This is a genomic window from Actibacterium sp. (assembly GCF_055134745.1).
In genome coordinates this window covers 74,150-89,891 of the sequence record NZ_JBSRVX010000055.1, presented here as the reverse complement: position 1 = coordinate 89,891, position 15,742 = coordinate 74,150, and the positions used below count along the sequence as shown (strand labels likewise).

General features: G+C 64.2%; 14 protein-coding genes. 6 read left to right on the top strand and 8 right to left on the bottom strand.

The annotated features are described in order from the left end of the window. Positions 1-106: 106 nt before the first annotated feature. From bcp to ACTCHC_RS11905, 6 genes are all read left to right on the top strand, one after another. Positions 107-571 carry a thioredoxin-dependent thiol peroxidase gene (gene bcp / locus ACTCHC_RS11930; RefSeq protein ID WP_463022717.1) on the top strand — a complete coding sequence of 155 codons (465 nt, stop codon included), beginning with the start codon at positions 107-109 and terminating at the stop codon, positions 569-571. Between the two features lie 17 nt (positions 572-588). Continuing rightward, on the top strand, positions 589-1,395 hold the full coding sequence (locus ACTCHC_RS11925) for a ferritin-like domain-containing protein (RefSeq protein ID WP_463022789.1): 807 nt from the start codon (positions 589-591) through the stop codon (positions 1,393-1,395). A 168-nt stretch (positions 1,396-1,563) separates the two neighbouring features. Then, entirely contained in the window at positions 1,564-2,886 is a 1,323-nt protein-coding gene (locus ACTCHC_RS11920; RefSeq protein WP_463022716.1) for a DUF5930 domain-containing protein, read from the top strand. After that, on the top strand, positions 2,876-3,376 hold the full coding sequence (locus ACTCHC_RS11915; protein ID WP_463022715.1) for a bactofilin family protein: 501 nt from the start codon (positions 2,876-2,878) through the stop codon (positions 3,374-3,376). Before ACTCHC_RS11920 ends, ACTCHC_RS11915 begins: the two co-directional genes overlap by 11 nt. A gap of 271 nt (positions 3,377-3,647) precedes the next feature. Next, positions 3,648-4,115, top strand: coding sequence for a MaoC/PaaZ C-terminal domain-containing protein (locus tag ACTCHC_RS11910; RefSeq protein WP_463022714.1), 468 nt, complete (start codon positions 3,648-3,650; stop codon positions 4,113-4,115). Between the two features lie 12 nt (positions 4,116-4,127). Next, positions 4,128-5,282, top strand: a complete 1,155-nt coding sequence (locus tag ACTCHC_RS11905) for an acyl-CoA dehydrogenase family protein (protein ID WP_463022713.1) — start codon at positions 4,128-4,130, stop codon at positions 5,280-5,282. Between the two features lie 72 nt (positions 5,283-5,354). Here the strand turns inward: ACTCHC_RS11905 and ACTCHC_RS11900 are convergent, their stop codons facing one another. The 8 genes from ACTCHC_RS11900 to nirB all read right to left on the bottom strand — a co-directional run bounded on the left by ACTCHC_RS11900 (position 5,355) and on the right by nirB (position 15,738). Beyond that, positions 5,355-6,185, bottom strand: a complete 831-nt coding sequence (locus ACTCHC_RS11900; RefSeq protein ID WP_463022712.1) for a MaoC/PaaZ C-terminal domain-containing protein — start codon at positions 6,183-6,185, stop codon at positions 5,355-5,357. An 18-nt stretch (positions 6,186-6,203) separates the two neighbouring features. Next, the gene (locus ACTCHC_RS11895; protein ID WP_463022711.1) at positions 6,204-7,409 is read right to left on the bottom strand and encodes a multidrug effflux MFS transporter; all 1,206 of its coding nucleotides are present in this window, start codon (positions 7,407-7,409) and stop codon (positions 6,204-6,206) included. Beyond that, the gene (locus ACTCHC_RS11890) at positions 7,410-7,889 is read right to left on the bottom strand and encodes a MarR family winged helix-turn-helix transcriptional regulator (protein WP_463022710.1); all 480 of its coding nucleotides are present in this window, start codon (positions 7,887-7,889) and stop codon (positions 7,410-7,412) included. Positions 7,890-7,966: 77 nt separating this feature from the next. Continuing rightward, positions 7,967-9,373 (bottom strand): siroheme synthase CysG, encoded by a 1,407-nt coding sequence (cysG, locus tag ACTCHC_RS11885; RefSeq protein ID WP_463022709.1) that lies wholly within the window; start codon positions 9,371-9,373, stop codon positions 7,967-7,969. Beyond that, positions 9,370-10,344 carry a glycosyl transferase family protein gene (locus ACTCHC_RS11880; protein ID WP_463022708.1) on the bottom strand — a complete coding sequence of 325 codons (975 nt, stop codon included), beginning with the start codon at positions 10,342-10,344 and terminating at the stop codon, positions 9,370-9,372. The genes cysG and ACTCHC_RS11880 overlap by 4 nt, the downstream gene beginning before the upstream one ends. After that, positions 10,341-12,971: a molybdopterin-dependent oxidoreductase gene (locus tag ACTCHC_RS11875; RefSeq protein ID WP_463022707.1), complete on the bottom strand. Its 2,631-nt coding sequence runs from the start codon at positions 12,969-12,971 to the stop codon at positions 10,341-10,343. Before ACTCHC_RS11875 ends, ACTCHC_RS11880 begins: the two co-directional genes overlap by 4 nt. Then, the gene (nirD, locus tag ACTCHC_RS11870) at positions 12,968-13,300 is read right to left on the bottom strand and encodes a nitrite reductase small subunit NirD (protein ID WP_463022706.1); all 333 of its coding nucleotides are present in this window, start codon (positions 13,298-13,300) and stop codon (positions 12,968-12,970) included. Before nirD ends, ACTCHC_RS11875 begins: the two co-directional genes overlap by 4 nt. Then, positions 13,297-15,738: a nitrite reductase large subunit NirB gene (gene nirB / locus ACTCHC_RS11865; RefSeq protein ID WP_463022705.1), complete on the bottom strand. Its 2,442-nt coding sequence runs from the start codon at positions 15,736-15,738 to the stop codon at positions 13,297-13,299. The genes nirD and nirB overlap by 4 nt, the downstream gene beginning before the upstream one ends. Positions 15,739-15,742 lie beyond the last annotated feature (4 nt).

Genomic DNA, 15,742 nt, shown 5'->3' with positions numbered 1-15,742 from the left:
TGCGCGGCTGTTGCCCTGTCCTCTTGCCGTTGGCCCTGTCGGCGCTATCGTGCCGTGACGCGCCGCGTTATATCCGCGGTTCCCCTGAATCGAAAGGAGCCATCCGATGTCTGTCGATATGGGCCAGCCTGCCCCAGATTTCACCCTGCCCCGCGATGGCGGCGGCACGGTCACCCTGTCCGCGCTGCGCGGCACCCCCGTCGTGCTGTTCTTCTATCCCAAGGATGACACGCCCGGCTGCACGAAGGAAGCCATCGCCTTTACCGGGGATGCCGATGCTTTCAGCGCCGCGGGTGCCGCGGTTTTCGGCATTTCCAAGGATACCGTCGCCAAACATGACAAGTTCCGCGACAAGCACAACCTGTCGGTGCCGCTCTTGTCGGATGCCGACAGCGATGTGTGCGAGCGTTACGGCGTCTGGGGCGAAAAGCAGATGTATGGCAAGACCTATATGGGAATCGAGCGGGCAACCTTCCTGATCGGTGCCGATGGCAAGATCGCCCGCGTCTGGCGCAAGGTCAGCGTAGATGGCCATTCGGCCGAAGTTCTGGACGCGGTGCGCGCATTGTGATCCTGACGCTTGCGCAGATGGCGGTTCAGGTTCTGAACACCGCCGACGGGCAGGCCAAGGCGGCGTTGTCGCGCCGTCACGCCGCGGCCTGGTTCGCAGGGCGCGACTCAGGCGCACGGCCTGACATCGGCAGCGCCCGGCCGCCCGCGCGCCCGGCCCGGCCCGCGCGCCCCGAATTGCTGTCGCCGCGCGATGTGCCGCGCCGCCGCCCGGGCACCCTTGCCGGGCGCATCGCGCTGCTGCATGCCGTGGCGCATATTGAACTGAACGCGGTCGATCTGCACTGGGACATCATCGCGCGGTTCGCCGATACCCCGATGCCACCAGGTTTTTACGACGACTGGGTGCGTGCCGCGGATGACGAATCGAAACATTTCGATCTGGTCTGCGCCTGTCTGGAACGGTTGGGCAGTCATTACGGCGCCTTGCCCGCCCATGCCGGCATGTGGCGGTCCGCCGAAGACACGCGCGATGATCTGCTGGGCCGTCTGGCCGTGGTGCCCATGGTGCTGGAAGCGCGCGGGCTGGATGTAACGCCAGGTATGATCGCCATCTTTGAAAAGGCGGGCGACAGCGACAGCGCGCAGACGCTGAAGGTCATCTATGGCGAAGAGGTCGCGCATGTGGCCTATGGGTCGAAATGGTTCCACTTTCTGTGCGGGCGCCACGATCTTGATCCAAAGGACGTGTTTCACAGGCTGGTGCGGCAGTATTTTCATGGTTCCCTGCGCCCGCCTTTCAACGAGGAAAAACGCGCCGAGGCCGGCATTCCCCCCGATTTCTATTGGCCCCTGACCGATGGGCTGAACCAGGCGGCACCCTGACCGCAGTCGGCAAAATGTCGCCTATTTTCGCGCATATCCGGCGGCAAACCCCGATCATTGTTCAAAAATGTTGCGCTAAAACGACTGACTCCCTATTCAGGCCCAGATTGCCGTGGCTGGGAAGGCAATCACCGAAAGACTTGGGATGGGGCTGACGGGACAAGAAATTTGAGGGCGACACTGCAATCACGACTTCACGCTTTCCTGGAGCGACACCTGCCGGAACAGCGCCTGTTTCTGCGTAACGATTCAGAAACGCGGTTCATCCGGTTAAGTTCCACGACGCAAGCCATTGCGATCACCGGGTCTGCCCTGCTGCTGGGCTGGACCATCATCGCCTCGGCGATCCTGATCATGGACAATATCGGCGCAGGCGGGCTGCGCGATCAGGCGGCGCGCGAACGCTCGACCTATGAAACGCGCCTCAATGCCCTCGCGGCAGAGCGCGACCAGCGTGCGGCCGAAGCCGTCAGCGCCCAGGCCCGGTTCAACCAGGCCCTGCTGGAAGTTTCCAAGATGCAATCGTCGCTGCTGGCCTCGGAACAGCGCCGCAAGGAACTGGAGACCGGCATCGCGCTGGTCCAGAACACGCTGCGCACCGCGATGGCCGAACGCGACGATGCGCGCGACCGCATCGCCGGGCTGAACGCAACGCTGGCCCAGACCACCGGGACCGGCGGATCAGAAGCGATGCGCGCCCAGGACATGCAGGCCACGCTGACCTTCATGGCCGACGCCCTGGATCGCACCGCCGCCGAACGTGAAATGGCCGTGGTCGATGCCGCCGCCGCCTATGAACTGGCCCACAAGACCGAATATGACCGTCGCCTGCAGCAGGATCGCAACGATCATATCTTTGCCCAGCTGGAAGAGGCGCTGGCCATTTCCGTGGCGCCGCTGGACAAGATGTTCGGGGCTGCGGGCCTGAATGCCGACCGGCTGATTGATCAGGTTCGGCAGGGCTATTCAGGTCAGGGCGGCCCGCTGACGCCGATCGCCCTGTCAACCAAGGGCACGCCGCCCGATGCAGACAGCCTGCGCGCCAACCAGATCCTGCAGGGCATGGACAAGCTGAACCTTTACCGGATCGCGGCCCAGAAGACGCCCTTCTCGCTGCCGCTGAAATCTGCGTTTCGGTATACCAGCGGCTTTGGTGCCCGCTGGGGGCGCATGCATTACGGCACCGATTTCGCCGCCGCCTATGGCACGCCCATCTATGCCACCGCCGACGGGGTCGTGATCCATGCCGGACCGGCATCCGGGTATGGCCGCCTTATCAAGATTCAACATGAATTCGGGATTGAAACCCGTTATGGCCATCTGTCAAAACTTCGCGTGAAGGTCGGGCAAAGGGTCTCGCGCGGAGAGTTGATTGGTGATATGGGAAATTCTGGCCGGTCTACCGGCACCCATCTTCATTACGAAGTGCGCGTAGGGGATAAACCCGTCAATCCGATGATCTATATCAAGGCAGCCAGAGATGTTTTCTAAAAGCAGGATCAATGAACCCGGTCCCAAGCAAACCGCAGAACCGGAGAAACCGAAAATGCCGGAAACCCCGATGGCCCCGGCCATGACCACAGACAAACCCGCCGCCGCGCCCAAGCCCAAACCGGCCGCCTCGGTGCTGTCCAGCGATCTGACCATCACCGGCAACCTGCGCACCACGGGCGACATTCAGGTCGAAGGCACGGTTGAGGGCGATATTCGCGCGCATCTGCTGACGGTTGGCGAAACCGCCACCATCAAGGGCGAAGTCGTCGCCGATGATGTGGTGGTCAATGGCCGCGTCGTGGGGCGCGTTCGCGGGCTGAAGGTTCGGCTGACCTCGACCGCGCGGGTCGAAGGCGACATCATTCACAAGACGATCGCGATCGAAAGCGGCGCGCATTTCGAAGGTTCGGTTCAGCGTCAGGACGATCCGCTGAGCAATGGCACCGCGCCGCGCCCATCCGCAAAGCCCGCCGCATCGCAAGACTGACGCGGGCATGGTGACGATGCAGGGGGTTCCGCGATCGGCGCGGGGCCCCTTGTCATTGGGGCTGCCTGAAATATCACGGGCACGCATAAAATCCAAAATAATCTCACATTGGCGAAATATTTCACAAACCTATTGACGATACCTTGCGCTTTTTCCTATTGTCCCGGCACGCTGAAACAGGCAGTTTTCCTGAAAAAATCATGCTGACTTCGCGCAGCAAACCGGATGAAGCGGCGCAATCCTGCGCCACAACACTTTAAGGGAGGGGATCATGGCCGGCACCTATATCGACGATTTCAAAGAAGGCCAGGTCGACATCAGCCCGGGCCGCACCATCACCGAAACCGATGTTGTGACCTATTCCTGGGTGTCGGGCGATGTGAACCCGATGCACACAGATGCCGAATTCGCCGCCAAATCGCCCATCGGCGCCCGTATCGCCCATGGCACGCTGGGCATGTCGGTGGCCACCGGCCTGTCGGCGCAGATCGGCGGGCTGATCGGCACCGCGATCGCCGCGATCGGTGTCTATGACTGGGAATTCAAGGCACCGATCTTTATCGGCGATACGGTCACGCTGCATGCCACCGTGGTTGAGGCCAAGATCAGCACATCCAAACCCGATCGCGGCGTTCTGACCCGCCGGATGGACCTTTACAACCAGCATGGCAAGATCGTGCAGACCGGGTTGATGAAAACCATGGTCAAATCGCGCGCTGCCGACGCCAAAACCAAGTAAGGACAGAAAGACATGGAACTTATCAACACCGCCGGGCTGACCGAAGATCAGCAGATGATCCGCGCCAACACGCTGGAACTGCTGAAAAAGGCGCTGCCCTTTGAAAACATCCGCGCGCTTGATGAAAACCGCGAATTCCCCCATGACGCCTATAACGCCCTGGCCGAAGCGGGCTTCATGGGCCTGTTCTATCCCGAAGAATACGGCGGAATGGCTTCCAGCCATGGCGATCTGGCCGCTTTCGTGGAAACGCTGGGCTATTATTACACCGGTGTGGCGCAGGCCTATATGACCACCGTAATCTATGGCGGCATGCATATCGTGCACAGCGCCAACAAGGCCCTGAAAGACAAGATCATTCCGCAAATCATCAGCGGTGATGTCAAGCTGGCGCTGGCCATGTCCGAACCCGGCACCGGGTCCGACGTTGCCGGCATCAAGACCACCGCCATCCGTGACGGCGATCACTATGTGCTGAACGGCAACAAGATCTGGATCACCTGCGCCCATGTCGCCGACAAGCTGGTCGTGGTCTGCAAGACCGACCCGAATGCCGGCCGTCACAAGGGGATGAGCTGCCTTCTGGTCGATACCAACGCCCCCGGCGTTGAAATCCGTCCGCTGAAAATGATGGGCCGCCGCACCACCCACGCGAACGAAATCTTCTTCACCGATGTAAAAGTGCCGGTTGAAAACCTGATCACCGAAGAAGGCGGCGCCTGGAAAAGCATCATGAAATGCCTGAACGTCGAACGGCTGTGCCTGTCGGCGATCTCATCCGGCCATTGCTGGCGCATCACCGAATATGCCACCGACTATGCCAAGGAACGTATCCAGTTCGGCCAGCCGATCACCAATTTCCAGGTCATCCAGCACAAGCTGGTAGATATGGTTATCCTGTCCGAAAGCGCGCGCCAGTCGGCCTGGCGGGTGGCTGATCTGCTGGATCAGGGCGCCAATGCGGTGCGCGAAACCTCGATCGCCAAGATCATCACCTCGGACAATAACGTCAAATGCACCGATATCGGCATGCAGGTCATGGGCGGTGCCGGATATTCATCGGAATACATGATGGAGATGTTCTATCGCGATGCCCGCGTCGGCCCGATCGGCGGCGGCTCGAACGAGATCCAGCGCAACATCATTGCCAAGCTGATGGATCTGTAATCCGCAAGGATCACGACACAAGAAAGGGGGGCCATGCGGCCCCCCTTTTGCGTTCATGGCCCCGGATATGCGTCAGCCGAACTGGGCGAACCCGCCATCCAGCACCTTGCGATCGCCGACAAAGGTGCGGAACAGCACACTGGCCCCGTCGCGCCACATCTGCGTGGTCAGCGTCTCGCCCGGCATCACCGGCGATGAAAACCGCACATCGAAACGGGTCATGTCCCCGCGCCCCATGAACCCGATCACCGCCCGCCCGACAAAGCCGTAACTGCACAGCCCGTGCAGGATCGGCCGGTCCCAGCCGCCGCGCCGGGCAAATTCGGGGTCGGAATGCAGCGGGTTTCGGTCGCCCGACAACCGATACAACAGCCCCTGGTCAATGCGCGTGGGCTGATCCACCACGGCGTCGGGGGCGCGGTCGGGCAAGGTCCAGTCCGATTTGGGGCCGCGCGGGCCGCCAAAGCCACCCTCGCCGCGCACGAAGTGGCTGACCATGGTGGTTGCATAGGGCTGGCCATCCAGGTCGGTCAGTTCCTGCGACATCTCGACCAGCGCGCCAGACCCCTTGTCATAGATCGCCTTGACCGACCGGGTGACAAACCCCCGCCCATCCACCGGCAGTGGTCGATGCACCTGCAGGCCCTGTTCGCCATGCAGGGTCATCGCGCGATCGAATTCCCCGAATTTCGGCCAGGGAATGTGAAAACCCAACACGACAGCAAAGGTGGGCAGCACCTGTTGCGGCACGCCAAGGGTATTTTCCGTGGTATATTCCAGCTCGGCGGCCGGATCCTGGGCACCGGCGCCCACGCCCAGCGCATACAGCATCGCATCGCGGCTGGTCCACTCTACCGGCTGCGGACCGGTGCTGTTGCCCACGACATCCAGAAAAATCGTCATTTCTTCCCCCTTGGTTGGTTAACGTCCCTGCGGCCGATAGATCCGACTGAACAGGACGAACAATATGCAGGCTGTTATCCCGACCGCCGGAATCAGCGTTGCCATCGACAGAACCGGATTACGCATCAGCGCCGCAACCGACCCGACCACCATGCCGGTCGACATCTGCATGAAACCCATCAGGGCCGCGGCTGACCCCGCCACATGTGGAAACGGCTCCAGCACCCTGGTTGTCATGAAGGGCACGATAAAGGCTGTGCCCGCCGCAAAGATCGCCACAGGCCCCATTACCGTCAGGAAACTGGCGGGCAAGATCAGCAGGGCCGGCAGAAAAACACAGGCCAGCGCCATCAGCCCGACGCCAACCCCAAGCAACTGGTCATCGCTAAACCAGCGCATCAGCCGACGCAGCGCGATACTGGCGAAAAAGTAGCTGCCGCTTTGCATCAGCATGCTCAGCCCGAAGGCGGTTGGCGTCATGTTCAGATCGCCCATCAAGATGAAGGGCAGAACGGTGGAAAAGGCAAACAAAGTGCCCAGCGAACAGGCCAGGATCAGTGACGGCACCAGGAATGCCCGCTGCGATATCAGATCTCCGTAAGAGCGCGCCAACCTTCTGGGGGCCAGTCGCGACAGATCGCGCGCCACAGTTTCACGCTGGACCAGCACGCTGAGCATCAGCACCGCCAGTCCCAGCCCTGCCAACACCAGCGAAATGCCGCGCCAATGCGCAAAGGACACAACCAGCCCGCCAATCGTCGGCGCCGATGCCGGGCCCACTGCCAGAATGATGCTGATCATGTTCATGATCCGGGCCGATTCCGATCCTTCGAACAGGTCGCGCACCACCGCCCGCGCGACGGCCAGCCCACCGGCCGCCCCCACCCCCTGCATCGCCCGCGCGAACAGGAAAAGGCCGATGGTCGGCGCAAAAAGCGCCAACAGGCTGCTGATACAGAAGAATGCCGCGAACATCCGCGCGACACTGCGCCGCCCCAGCGCGTCTGACAGCGGCCCCCAGAACAGCTGGCCCAGCGCAAAGCCGCCAAAATAGAGCGTTACCGTCATCTTGCCGATGGATTCGGTGGTTCCGAAATCTTTTACGATCTCGGACATCGCCGGCAGGTACAGCGTCATCGCCACCGGCCCCATCATGATGTAAAGCGCACCCAGAAGACTGACCCGGCGCGCCGACATCACCGGCGCGATCATGAAGTCGCTCATCTACTGGTCTGGTCCAGGGGGAAGGGCGCTGGCATTCTCGGCACGCACGGCCATCAGATTGGCGCGGACTTCCTGTGCAAGTTCCAGAAACCTGTCCCAATCGGCCGTTGCGATCATGCCCCGTGCCCGGCGTCGGGATTCAAGGCTGATTTCGGACATGCGGTCCAGCATCGGCCCGGCGGCATCGGTCAGATGGATCGTCTTGGCGCGCCGGTCCTGGGGGGCCGGTTCGCGCCGGATCAATCCGGCAGCCTCCAGCCGGTCCAGCAGGTTTGACATGCTCATATTGCCGATGCCCAGACGTTCGGCCAGATGGTGCTGGCGGATCGGCCCCTGTCGGCGCAGGGCAGCCAGGGCGCGCGCCTCGGCCGGGGTGATGCCAAGGCCCGCCTCGGTCACGCCGCGTTCAAAATCGGACCGGAACAGCCGGTGCAGGTCAAAGACGACATAAGCCAGATTTTCACGATCGGTATCGGTCACAGGCACCCCATAATTAAGAAGACAGACTTAATATATATCCATCTACCGTCAATGTCGGGGAAATGACAACCCAATATCTAGCCAGCGGCCCGCCGATGTGGCCCTGCGACCTGCGGCAGCGTTTCAACGGCAAGGTTCTTGGGCCGTCGCACCAGCAGGATCGCGGGATTCTGCACCCCCTGCTCGCGGATGGTATCGGCCAGATTGCCCAGCCGCGCCGTCACGTGGCGCTGTTGCGCGGTGCTGACGGCGCATAAGATATCAACGCGCGTATCCGCCGACAGCCCTGCGGCCATCAGGTTATCCGCAATCTGCCCGGCCTGACGCACCCCCATATACAGCGCCAGCGTCGTACCCGGCTGCACGATCCGGCCCCAGTCGGGCGCGTCATCTCCCGCCCGGCAGGTGCCGGTGGCGAATACCACCCGATTAGTCGCGCCCCGATCGGTCAGCGACTGACCCAGCGCCGCACCCGCCGCCGAAGCGGCCGTGACACCGGGCACGATTTCCACGGTCAGACCGGCGGCGCGGGCGGCGGCGAGTTCTTCGCCCGCCCGCCCGAAAATACCCGGATCGCCGCTTTTCAACCGCACCACGCGTTTGCCCTGACGTGCAGCCGCCACCACAACCGCGTCAATCCGGTCCTGCGGCCAGGCGCAGGCCCCGACCGCCTTGCCCACGAACACCCGTTCGGCATCGCGCCGCGCCAGTTCCAGAACACCGGGATCGACCAGCCGGTCATAAAAGATTACGTCAGCCTCTTGCAGGCGTTGCACCGCGCGCAGCGTCAGCAGATCGCGCGCGCCGGGGCCGGCCCCGACCAGGCTGATGATGCCCCGCACCGCATCGTCCGGCGCGCCGCCCGCCGCAATCGCCTCCTTCACGGCCGCCGCCGCATCGCGTTCGGCCCCCGTGGCATGCAGCCTGCGCGGCCCGTCAAACACCCAGCGCCACAGGGCGCGGCGGTTTTCGCGCGGCACCTGCGCGCCCACCACGCCCCGCATCCGTCCGGCCAGCGCGGCAAAGGCGCCCAGATTGGGTTCCAGCATGGTCTCGACCGCTGTCCTGATCTGGCGGGCCAGAACCGGGGCGGTGCCCTCGGTGCCGATCGCCACCACCACCGGATCGCGATCCACGATCGAGGGCGTCAGCGCATCGCACAGATCCGGCTGATCGACGACATTCACCAGTGCGCCACCCGCCTTGGCCAACCCGTGCAGGGCGGCATCCCAGCCCGGACAACCGGTGGCGATAAAGACCAGCGCGGCCCCGGAAAAATCGGCAGGCGTCACCGGGCCGCCGCGATGCAGGGCCCGCCCCTGATCCACCAGCGCCTGCAATTCGGGATCGAGCGCCGGGGCCAGCAGAATGATCCGCGCCTCGGTCTTCAGCATCAGGCGGGCCTTTTGCGCGGCCTGTTCGCCGCCGCCCGCGATCACGACATCGCGGCCCGCCATTTGCAGAAACATCGGAAAGGTCTTCATGCGTTTGCCCCTTGTCCTGCCCGCGCCCGCCACAAATCGCGCGCCAGCGTGCCCGCATCGGCCATGCCCGCCGCATCCAGCGCCAGTTCGGCGGTGCCCACGATGACGGCCTGTGCGAAATCATCTGTCAGATCGCCCGACCACAATGCCGCCAGCGCCTGCGGCTGATAATCATCCGCCGCCAGCCGCCGGGTTTCATCAACCAGCGCGGGCGCCACCGCCTGCCAGGGCGCGCCACCGCGCAGCCCGAACTGCGCGACCTCTTTCGACGGGTGGCGTTCAAATTCGCCGCCGCCGCCCTTGATGACGGTCAGGCGTTCCTGCCCCAGCAACGCCCCCGCATCGGCCTGCAAATCGCGATAGGGCGGGTGAAACACCCCCTGAACGGATGCCGCGGCGCCTCCGGGGTTCAGCACCCGCAGCACGGTATTGATGGCCGAGCGCAGCCCCAGCACCTGTCGCAGTTTCAGCAGCTCCAGCGCGCGGGGGCTGAACGCCTCGAGCGGCAGATAGGCGATGCCGTCACGCGCCAGCAGCCGATCCGCGTCGGCCATGTCATCGGCCTGCGCGATCCCGGCATGGGGCAGCGCGCCGCGCACCGATGCCACCGCATCCTGATGCGAATTCCAGCCATGGATCAGCACCGGCACCCCGGCCATCGCCACCAGCCGTGCGGACAGCAAGAACAGCGGAATGCCCCGCGTGCGCCCGGCGGCATAGCTGGGCCAGTCCAGCCCCGGCGCCGCCCCCGGCCAACCCGGCAGCGTGTCGCGCAAAGCGGTGACGAAACCGGCGATCTCATCTGCCACCTCGCCGCGATAGCGCATCAGCATCAGCAATGCGCCGACCGCCTCGGGTGCCGCATCGCCCGACAGGATCAGGCGCATCGCGTCATGGGCTTCGGCGCGCGTCAGCGACCGCGCCCGCCCGGGGCCGCGTCCCATCGCATGAACATAGGGCGCAAGTGTCATTCAGCCGCCTGTTTTTGCGTGACCGAGGCCAGCAACGCCGCCAGTTCCGGCCGGCACGAACCGCAATTCGTGCCCGCGTTCAGCGCGGCCCCGATCGCCTCGACCGAGGATAGCCCCTGGGTGGTGATCGCGGCAAGGATCGTGTTCACGCCGATGTCGAAACAGGCGCAGACCGTCGCACCGGGATCGGGCCGGTCGGCGCCGGGGCTGCCCGACAGGGTGGCGTTGTCGGGGGCCTCGCCCAGCAGGCTGGCGACATGGCCACGCGCCACGGCCACCGGTTCGGGGGCGGCAAACAGGGCGGCCAGAACCCGGCCCTGATGGTGGAACGCGATGCGGGCATAGCCGCGCCGCGCGTCGATCATTGTGGCCGCCACCGCACCGTCCGGCAGGTTGAACAGCGATCGGGCATAGGTCTGCCAGTCGTCGGGCGTGCGTTCGTCGGCCAGTTCGGCGCGCCAGCCGCGCGGGGCGCGCGCCAGCGCCCAATAGGCACAATCGGGCGTGATCGCGTCGCTGGCCACGGCAAAGCCGAACCAGCCGGCGGCGAAGGGCGCGATGGCGACAGGGCTGCCCTTGCTGTCTGGCTGGCCCGATATCGGGTCCGTCACCGCCCGGACCAGCGCATCGACCCGGCCCGCACCGGAATTCTGCCCCGACCAGTGCATGGGGGCAAAGACCTGCCCCATCTGCACCTTCGGCGTCACGATCACCCGCAGAATGGCGCTGCCCTGCGGGCTGGTCACCCGCGCCAGTCCGGCCGGGATCAGCCCAAGGCGGGATGCGTCATCGGGGTGAATCTCGAGATAGGGTTCGGCCATATGCTGGCTGAGGCGCGGCGATTTGGCGGTGCGGGTCATGGTATGCCAGTGATCGCGCACCCGCCCGGTGTTCAGCCGGAACGGCCAGTCCGGATCGCGCGGCTCGGCGCGCGCCTGCAGCGCCAGCATCCGACCGCGCCCGTCGGGGGTGAAAAACCGCCCGTCGCCAAAGAATCGCCCGCCGCGCCGCGCCGATGTCTGGGGCCATGTGAACGGGGCCAGCCCGTCATAACCGGCATCCGAAATATCGGACAGGGCCGAGATGTCGAAATCGCGGCCCAGCCGACCGGCAATGCCCGACAGGGCGGCGTATTCGCGGAAAATCTCGGCCGGATTGGCAAAATCGAACGCCTCGGGCCAACCCATGCGGGCGGCCACATCGCACAGGATCTGCCAGTCATGCCGCGCCTGTCCCGGCACGGGCAGCACGGCGCGCTGGCGGCTGATGCAGCGTTCGGAATTGGTGACGGTGCCGTCCTTTTCGCCCCAGCCGGTCGCGGGCAGCAGCACATGCGCAAGGGCGGCGGTGTCGGTCCGGGCGGTGACATCGGACACCACGACAAAATCGCAGCCCTTGATGGCTGTGCGCACCGCGTCGGCATCGGGCATCGACACGGCCGGGTTGGTGCAGATCACCCAGATCGCCTTGATCCGGCCATCGCCGACCGCACGGAACATATCGACGGCCTTCAGCCCCGGCTGTTCGGGCATGGCGGGCGCATCCCAGAAGGTGCGCACCGCCGCGCGGTGTTCGGCATTCTCGATATCCAGATGACAGGCCAGCATATTGGCCAGCCCGCCCACCTCGCGCCCGCCCATGGCGTTGGGCTGGCCGGTGACAGAAAACGGCCCCATGCCGGGCTTGCCGATCCGCCCCGTGGCCAGATGACAATTGGTGATGGCGTTGACCTTGTCGGTGCCAAAGGCCGACTGGTTCACGCCCTGGGAATAGACCGTCACCACCTTTTGCGTGCCGGTCCACAGAAAAAAGAACGCATCCAGTTCGGCCTGCGTCAGGCCGGTCTGGGACAGATCGGCGCGCCGTGCCGCCGCCAATGCATCGTCAAAGCCGTTGACATGATCGGCAACAAACCGGCCATCCACCACGCCCTGATCGGCAATGGCCGCCAGCAGCCCGTTGAACAGCGCCACATCACCACCCGGTGCAATCGCCAGATGGATATCCGCCAGATCGGATGTTGCGGTGCGGCGCGGGTCGATATTGACGACCTTCATCGCCGGGCGCGCCTTTTTGGCGGCGGCAATGCGCTGATAGAGAACCGGATGGCACCAGGCCAGGTTGCTGCCCACCAGCACGATCAGATCGGCGGTTTCCAGATCCTCATAGCTGCCCGGCACGGTGTCGGTGCCAAAGGCGCGTTTATGCCCGGCGACGGACGAGGCCATGCACAGCCGCGAATTGGTGTCGATATTGGCCGAGCCGATGAACCCTTTCATCAGCTTGTTGGCGACATAGTAATCCTCGGTCAGCAACTGGCCCGAGACATAGAACGCCACGCTGTCGGGGCCATGTTCGGCGATGGTCGCCTTGAACCGGTCGGCCACCAGATCAAGCGCGCTGTCCCAATCCGCCGGGGCGCCGTTCACCATCGGGGTCAGCAGCCGGTCGTCCAGCGAGACGGTTTCCCCCAGCGCCGAGCCTTTGGAACAAAGCTTGCCCGCATTGGCCGGATGGGCGGGATCGCCCTTGATGGTCAAGCCGCCCTGCCCGTCCGGGCTGGCCAGCACCCCGCAGCCCACCCCGCAATAGGGGCAGGTCGTGCAGATGGGCGCGGGCACTGTCATGCGGCCGACCGCTTGGCCAAAACGCTGGCATCCAGCAGCACCCGGCCTGCCTCGACCCGCGCGGGATAGGTGGCGATCTGGCCGCTATCGGCCCCCTGCGCCTGTCCGGTTTCCAGGCTGAACACCCAATTGTGCAGCGGGCAGGTCACCGATGTGCCATGCACGATGCCTTCGGACAGCGGCCCACCCTTGTGCGGGCAGCGGTCGGATGTGGCGAAGACCTGATCCGCATCGGTGCGGAACACCGCCACGCAGCCCAATGCCGTTTTCACGATCCGCGCGCCGCGCAGCGGGATGTCGTCGATGGCGCCAATATCAAGCCAGCTCATTCCGCGGCCTCCAATGTCAGATCGGCCAGCGGCGCGAATTTCGGCGCCTCGTCCTGCGCGGCCAGTTCGGCCCAGGGGTCCTTGCGATAGACCGATTGCGAGATCTCGAACCGTTCGATCAGCGCGGCGCGGTTTTCCAGATCATCGACCACCTGCGCCTTGACCCAATCGAGGCCCACCTTGGCCACCCATTTGTAACCGCGATCCAGATAGCGTGCATTCTCGCGGTAAAGCTGGATATAGGCGGTGGTCACCGCAATCGCCTCGGCCTCACTCGTGACCTTGGCCAGCAGTTCGGTTTCCTTGACATCCATGCCCGCAGCCCCGGCCACCGACACCTCGTATCCACTGTCCACGCAGATGATGCCGACATCCTTGCAGGTCGCCTCGGCGCAGTTGCGCGGGCAGCCCGACACGGCCAGCTTGACCTTATGCGGCGTCCACGACCCCCAAAGCAGTTTTTCCAGCTTGATCCCCAGCCCGGTGCTGTCCTGGGTGCCGAACCGGCAATGGTCGGTGCCCACACAGGTCTTCACCGTGCGCAGCCCCTTGGAATAGGCATGGCCCGACACCATGCCCGCGCGGTTCAGATCGAACCACATGCCGGGCAGGTCTTCTTTTTTCACGCCCAGCAGGTCGATGCGCTGGCCCCCCGTCACCTTGACCGTGGGCACGTTGTATTTCTCGGCCACATCGGCGATGGCGCGCAATTCGGCCGGTGTCGTCACCCCACCCCACATGCGCGGCACGACGGAATAGGTGCCGTCCTTCTGGATATTGGCGTGGTTGCGTTCGTTGACAAAGCGGCTTTGCCGGTCGTCGGTGTAGTCCAGCGGCCAGTCGGCCAGCAGGTAATAGTTGATCGCCGGGCGGCAGACATGGCAGCCGTTCGGGGTTTTCCACCCCAGATGCTGCCAGACGGCGGGCTGCGATTTCAACTCTTGGCTTTTGATCAGGCGGCGCACGTCTTCATGCGTCAGATCGGTGCAGGCGCAGACCGGCTTGGCCGCCGGCATCACGAAGGCATCGCCCAGCGTCACCGCCAGAACCTGTTCGACCAGCCCGGTGCAGGTGCCGCAGGACCCCGACGCCTTGGTCACCGCGCGCACGGCATCGAGCGTGCCCGCGCCAGCATTGATCGCCTGAACGATGGTTCCCTTGCACACGCCGTTGCAGCCGCAGATTTCTGCGTCAGCCGGTAAGGCTGCAACGGCCGCCATAGGGTCCGCAGAGGCGCCCCCCTGAAAGGCAGGCCCGAAAATCAGGGTCTCGCGCATGTCCGACACATCGGTGCCGTCCTTGATCATGCCATAGAACCAGTTGCCATCGGCGGTGTCGCCATACATCACCGCGCCGATGATCTTGTTGTCCTGCAACACGATGCGCTTGTAGACGCCGCGCGCCGGGTCGCGGAACACGATATCCTCGCGCCCCTCGGCTTCGGCGAAATCGCCCGCGCTGAACAGATCGCAGCCCGTGACCTTCAGCTTGGTCGATGTCTGTTTGGGCTGGAACGCCGCCGCCTGCCCCAACAGGGTCCTGGCGACGATCTTGGCCTGATCGTAAAGCGGGGCCACAAGGCCGAACAACTGCTTGTTGTGTTCGACGCATTCGCCCAGCGCCAGAATATCGGGGTCCGATGTCACCATCTGGTCATTGACGATGATGCCCCGGCCCACCTCGATATGCGCGTCATTAGCCAGACGCGTTTCGGGGCGGATGCCGACGGCCATGACCACGATATCGGCCTCGATCCCGGTATTGTCCTCCAGCATCACACCTTCCACCCGGTCTGCGCCCAGAATGGCGGCAGTGGAGGCCTTGCAGATCACCTTGATGCCGCGATCTTCCAGCGTGCGGCGCAGCAGGAATCCCGCGGCCTCGTCCAGCTGGCGTTCCATCAGATGCCCCATCAGGTGCAGAACGGTTACCTCCATGCCCCGCATCCGCAGGCCGGCCGCGGCCTCCAGCCCCAGCAGCCCGCCGCCGATCACAACCGCCTTGGCGCCGGGTTTTGCGGCGGCCTCGATCATCGCATTGGTGTCGTCCAGATCGCGATAGGTGATGACGCCGGGCAGATCCTTGCCCTGCACAGGAATGATGAAGGGCGCCGATCCTGTGGCGATCAGCAGCTTGTCGTAAGGCACCTCGCCGTTCTGGCCGACCACGATCTTACGCGCGCGGTCGATGCGCAGCACCGCTTCGCCAAAGCGGCAGGTGATGTTGTTGGCGGCATACCAGGCATCATCATGGGTGACGATCTCGGCATAGGTCTTTTCACCCGACAGCACCGGCGACAGCATCAGCCGGTTATAGTTTCCGCGCGCCTCGGCGTTGAACAGGGTGATGTCATAGGCGGCCGGATCAGCCTCGATCAGATGTTCGATGGCCCGGCCAGAGGCCATCCCGGCCCCGATGATGACGAGTTTTTGTGTCATTGGC

What these genes read in the sequence shown, in the direction of transcription:
- bcp (WP_463022717.1), top strand. Translation starts at nt 107, where the DNA reads ATGTCTGTCGATATGGGCCAGCCTGCCCCAGATTTCACCCTGCCCCGC.
- ACTCHC_RS11925 (WP_463022789.1), top strand. Translation starts at nt 589, where the DNA reads ATGGCGGTTCAGGTTCTGAACACCGCCGACGGGCAGGCCAAGGCGGCG.
- ACTCHC_RS11915 (WP_463022715.1), top strand. Translation starts at nt 2,876, where the DNA reads ATGTTTTCTAAAAGCAGGATCAATGAACCCGGTCCCAAGCAAACCGCA.
- ACTCHC_RS11910 (WP_463022714.1), top strand. Translation starts at nt 3,648, where the DNA reads ATGGCCGGCACCTATATCGACGATTTCAAAGAAGGCCAGGTCGACATC.
- ACTCHC_RS11905 (WP_463022713.1), top strand. Translation starts at nt 4,128, where the DNA reads ATGGAACTTATCAACACCGCCGGGCTGACCGAAGATCAGCAGATGATC.
- ACTCHC_RS11900 (WP_463022712.1), bottom strand. Translation starts at nt 6,185, where the DNA reads ATGACGATTTTTCTGGATGTCGTGGGCAACAGCACCGGTCCGCAGCCG.
- ACTCHC_RS11895 (WP_463022711.1), bottom strand. Translation starts at nt 7,409, where the DNA reads ATGAGCGACTTCATGATCGCGCCGGTGATGTCGGCGCGCCGGGTCAGT.
- cysG (WP_463022709.1), bottom strand. Translation starts at nt 9,373, where the DNA reads ATGAAGACCTTTCCGATGTTTCTGCAAATGGCGGGCCGCGATGTCGTG.
- ACTCHC_RS11880 (WP_463022708.1), bottom strand. Translation starts at nt 10,344, where the DNA reads ATGACACTTGCGCCCTATGTTCATGCGATGGGACGCGGCCCCGGGCGG.
- ACTCHC_RS11875 (WP_463022707.1), bottom strand. Translation starts at nt 12,971, where the DNA reads ATGACAGTGCCCGCGCCCATCTGCACGACCTGCCCCTATTGCGGGGTG.
- nirD (WP_463022706.1), bottom strand. Translation starts at nt 13,300, where the DNA reads ATGAGCTGGCTTGATATTGGCGCCATCGACGACATCCCGCTGCGCGGC.
- nirB (WP_463022705.1), bottom strand. Translation starts at nt 15,738, where the DNA reads ATGACACAAAAACTCGTCATCATCGGGGCCGGGATGGCCTCTGGCCGG.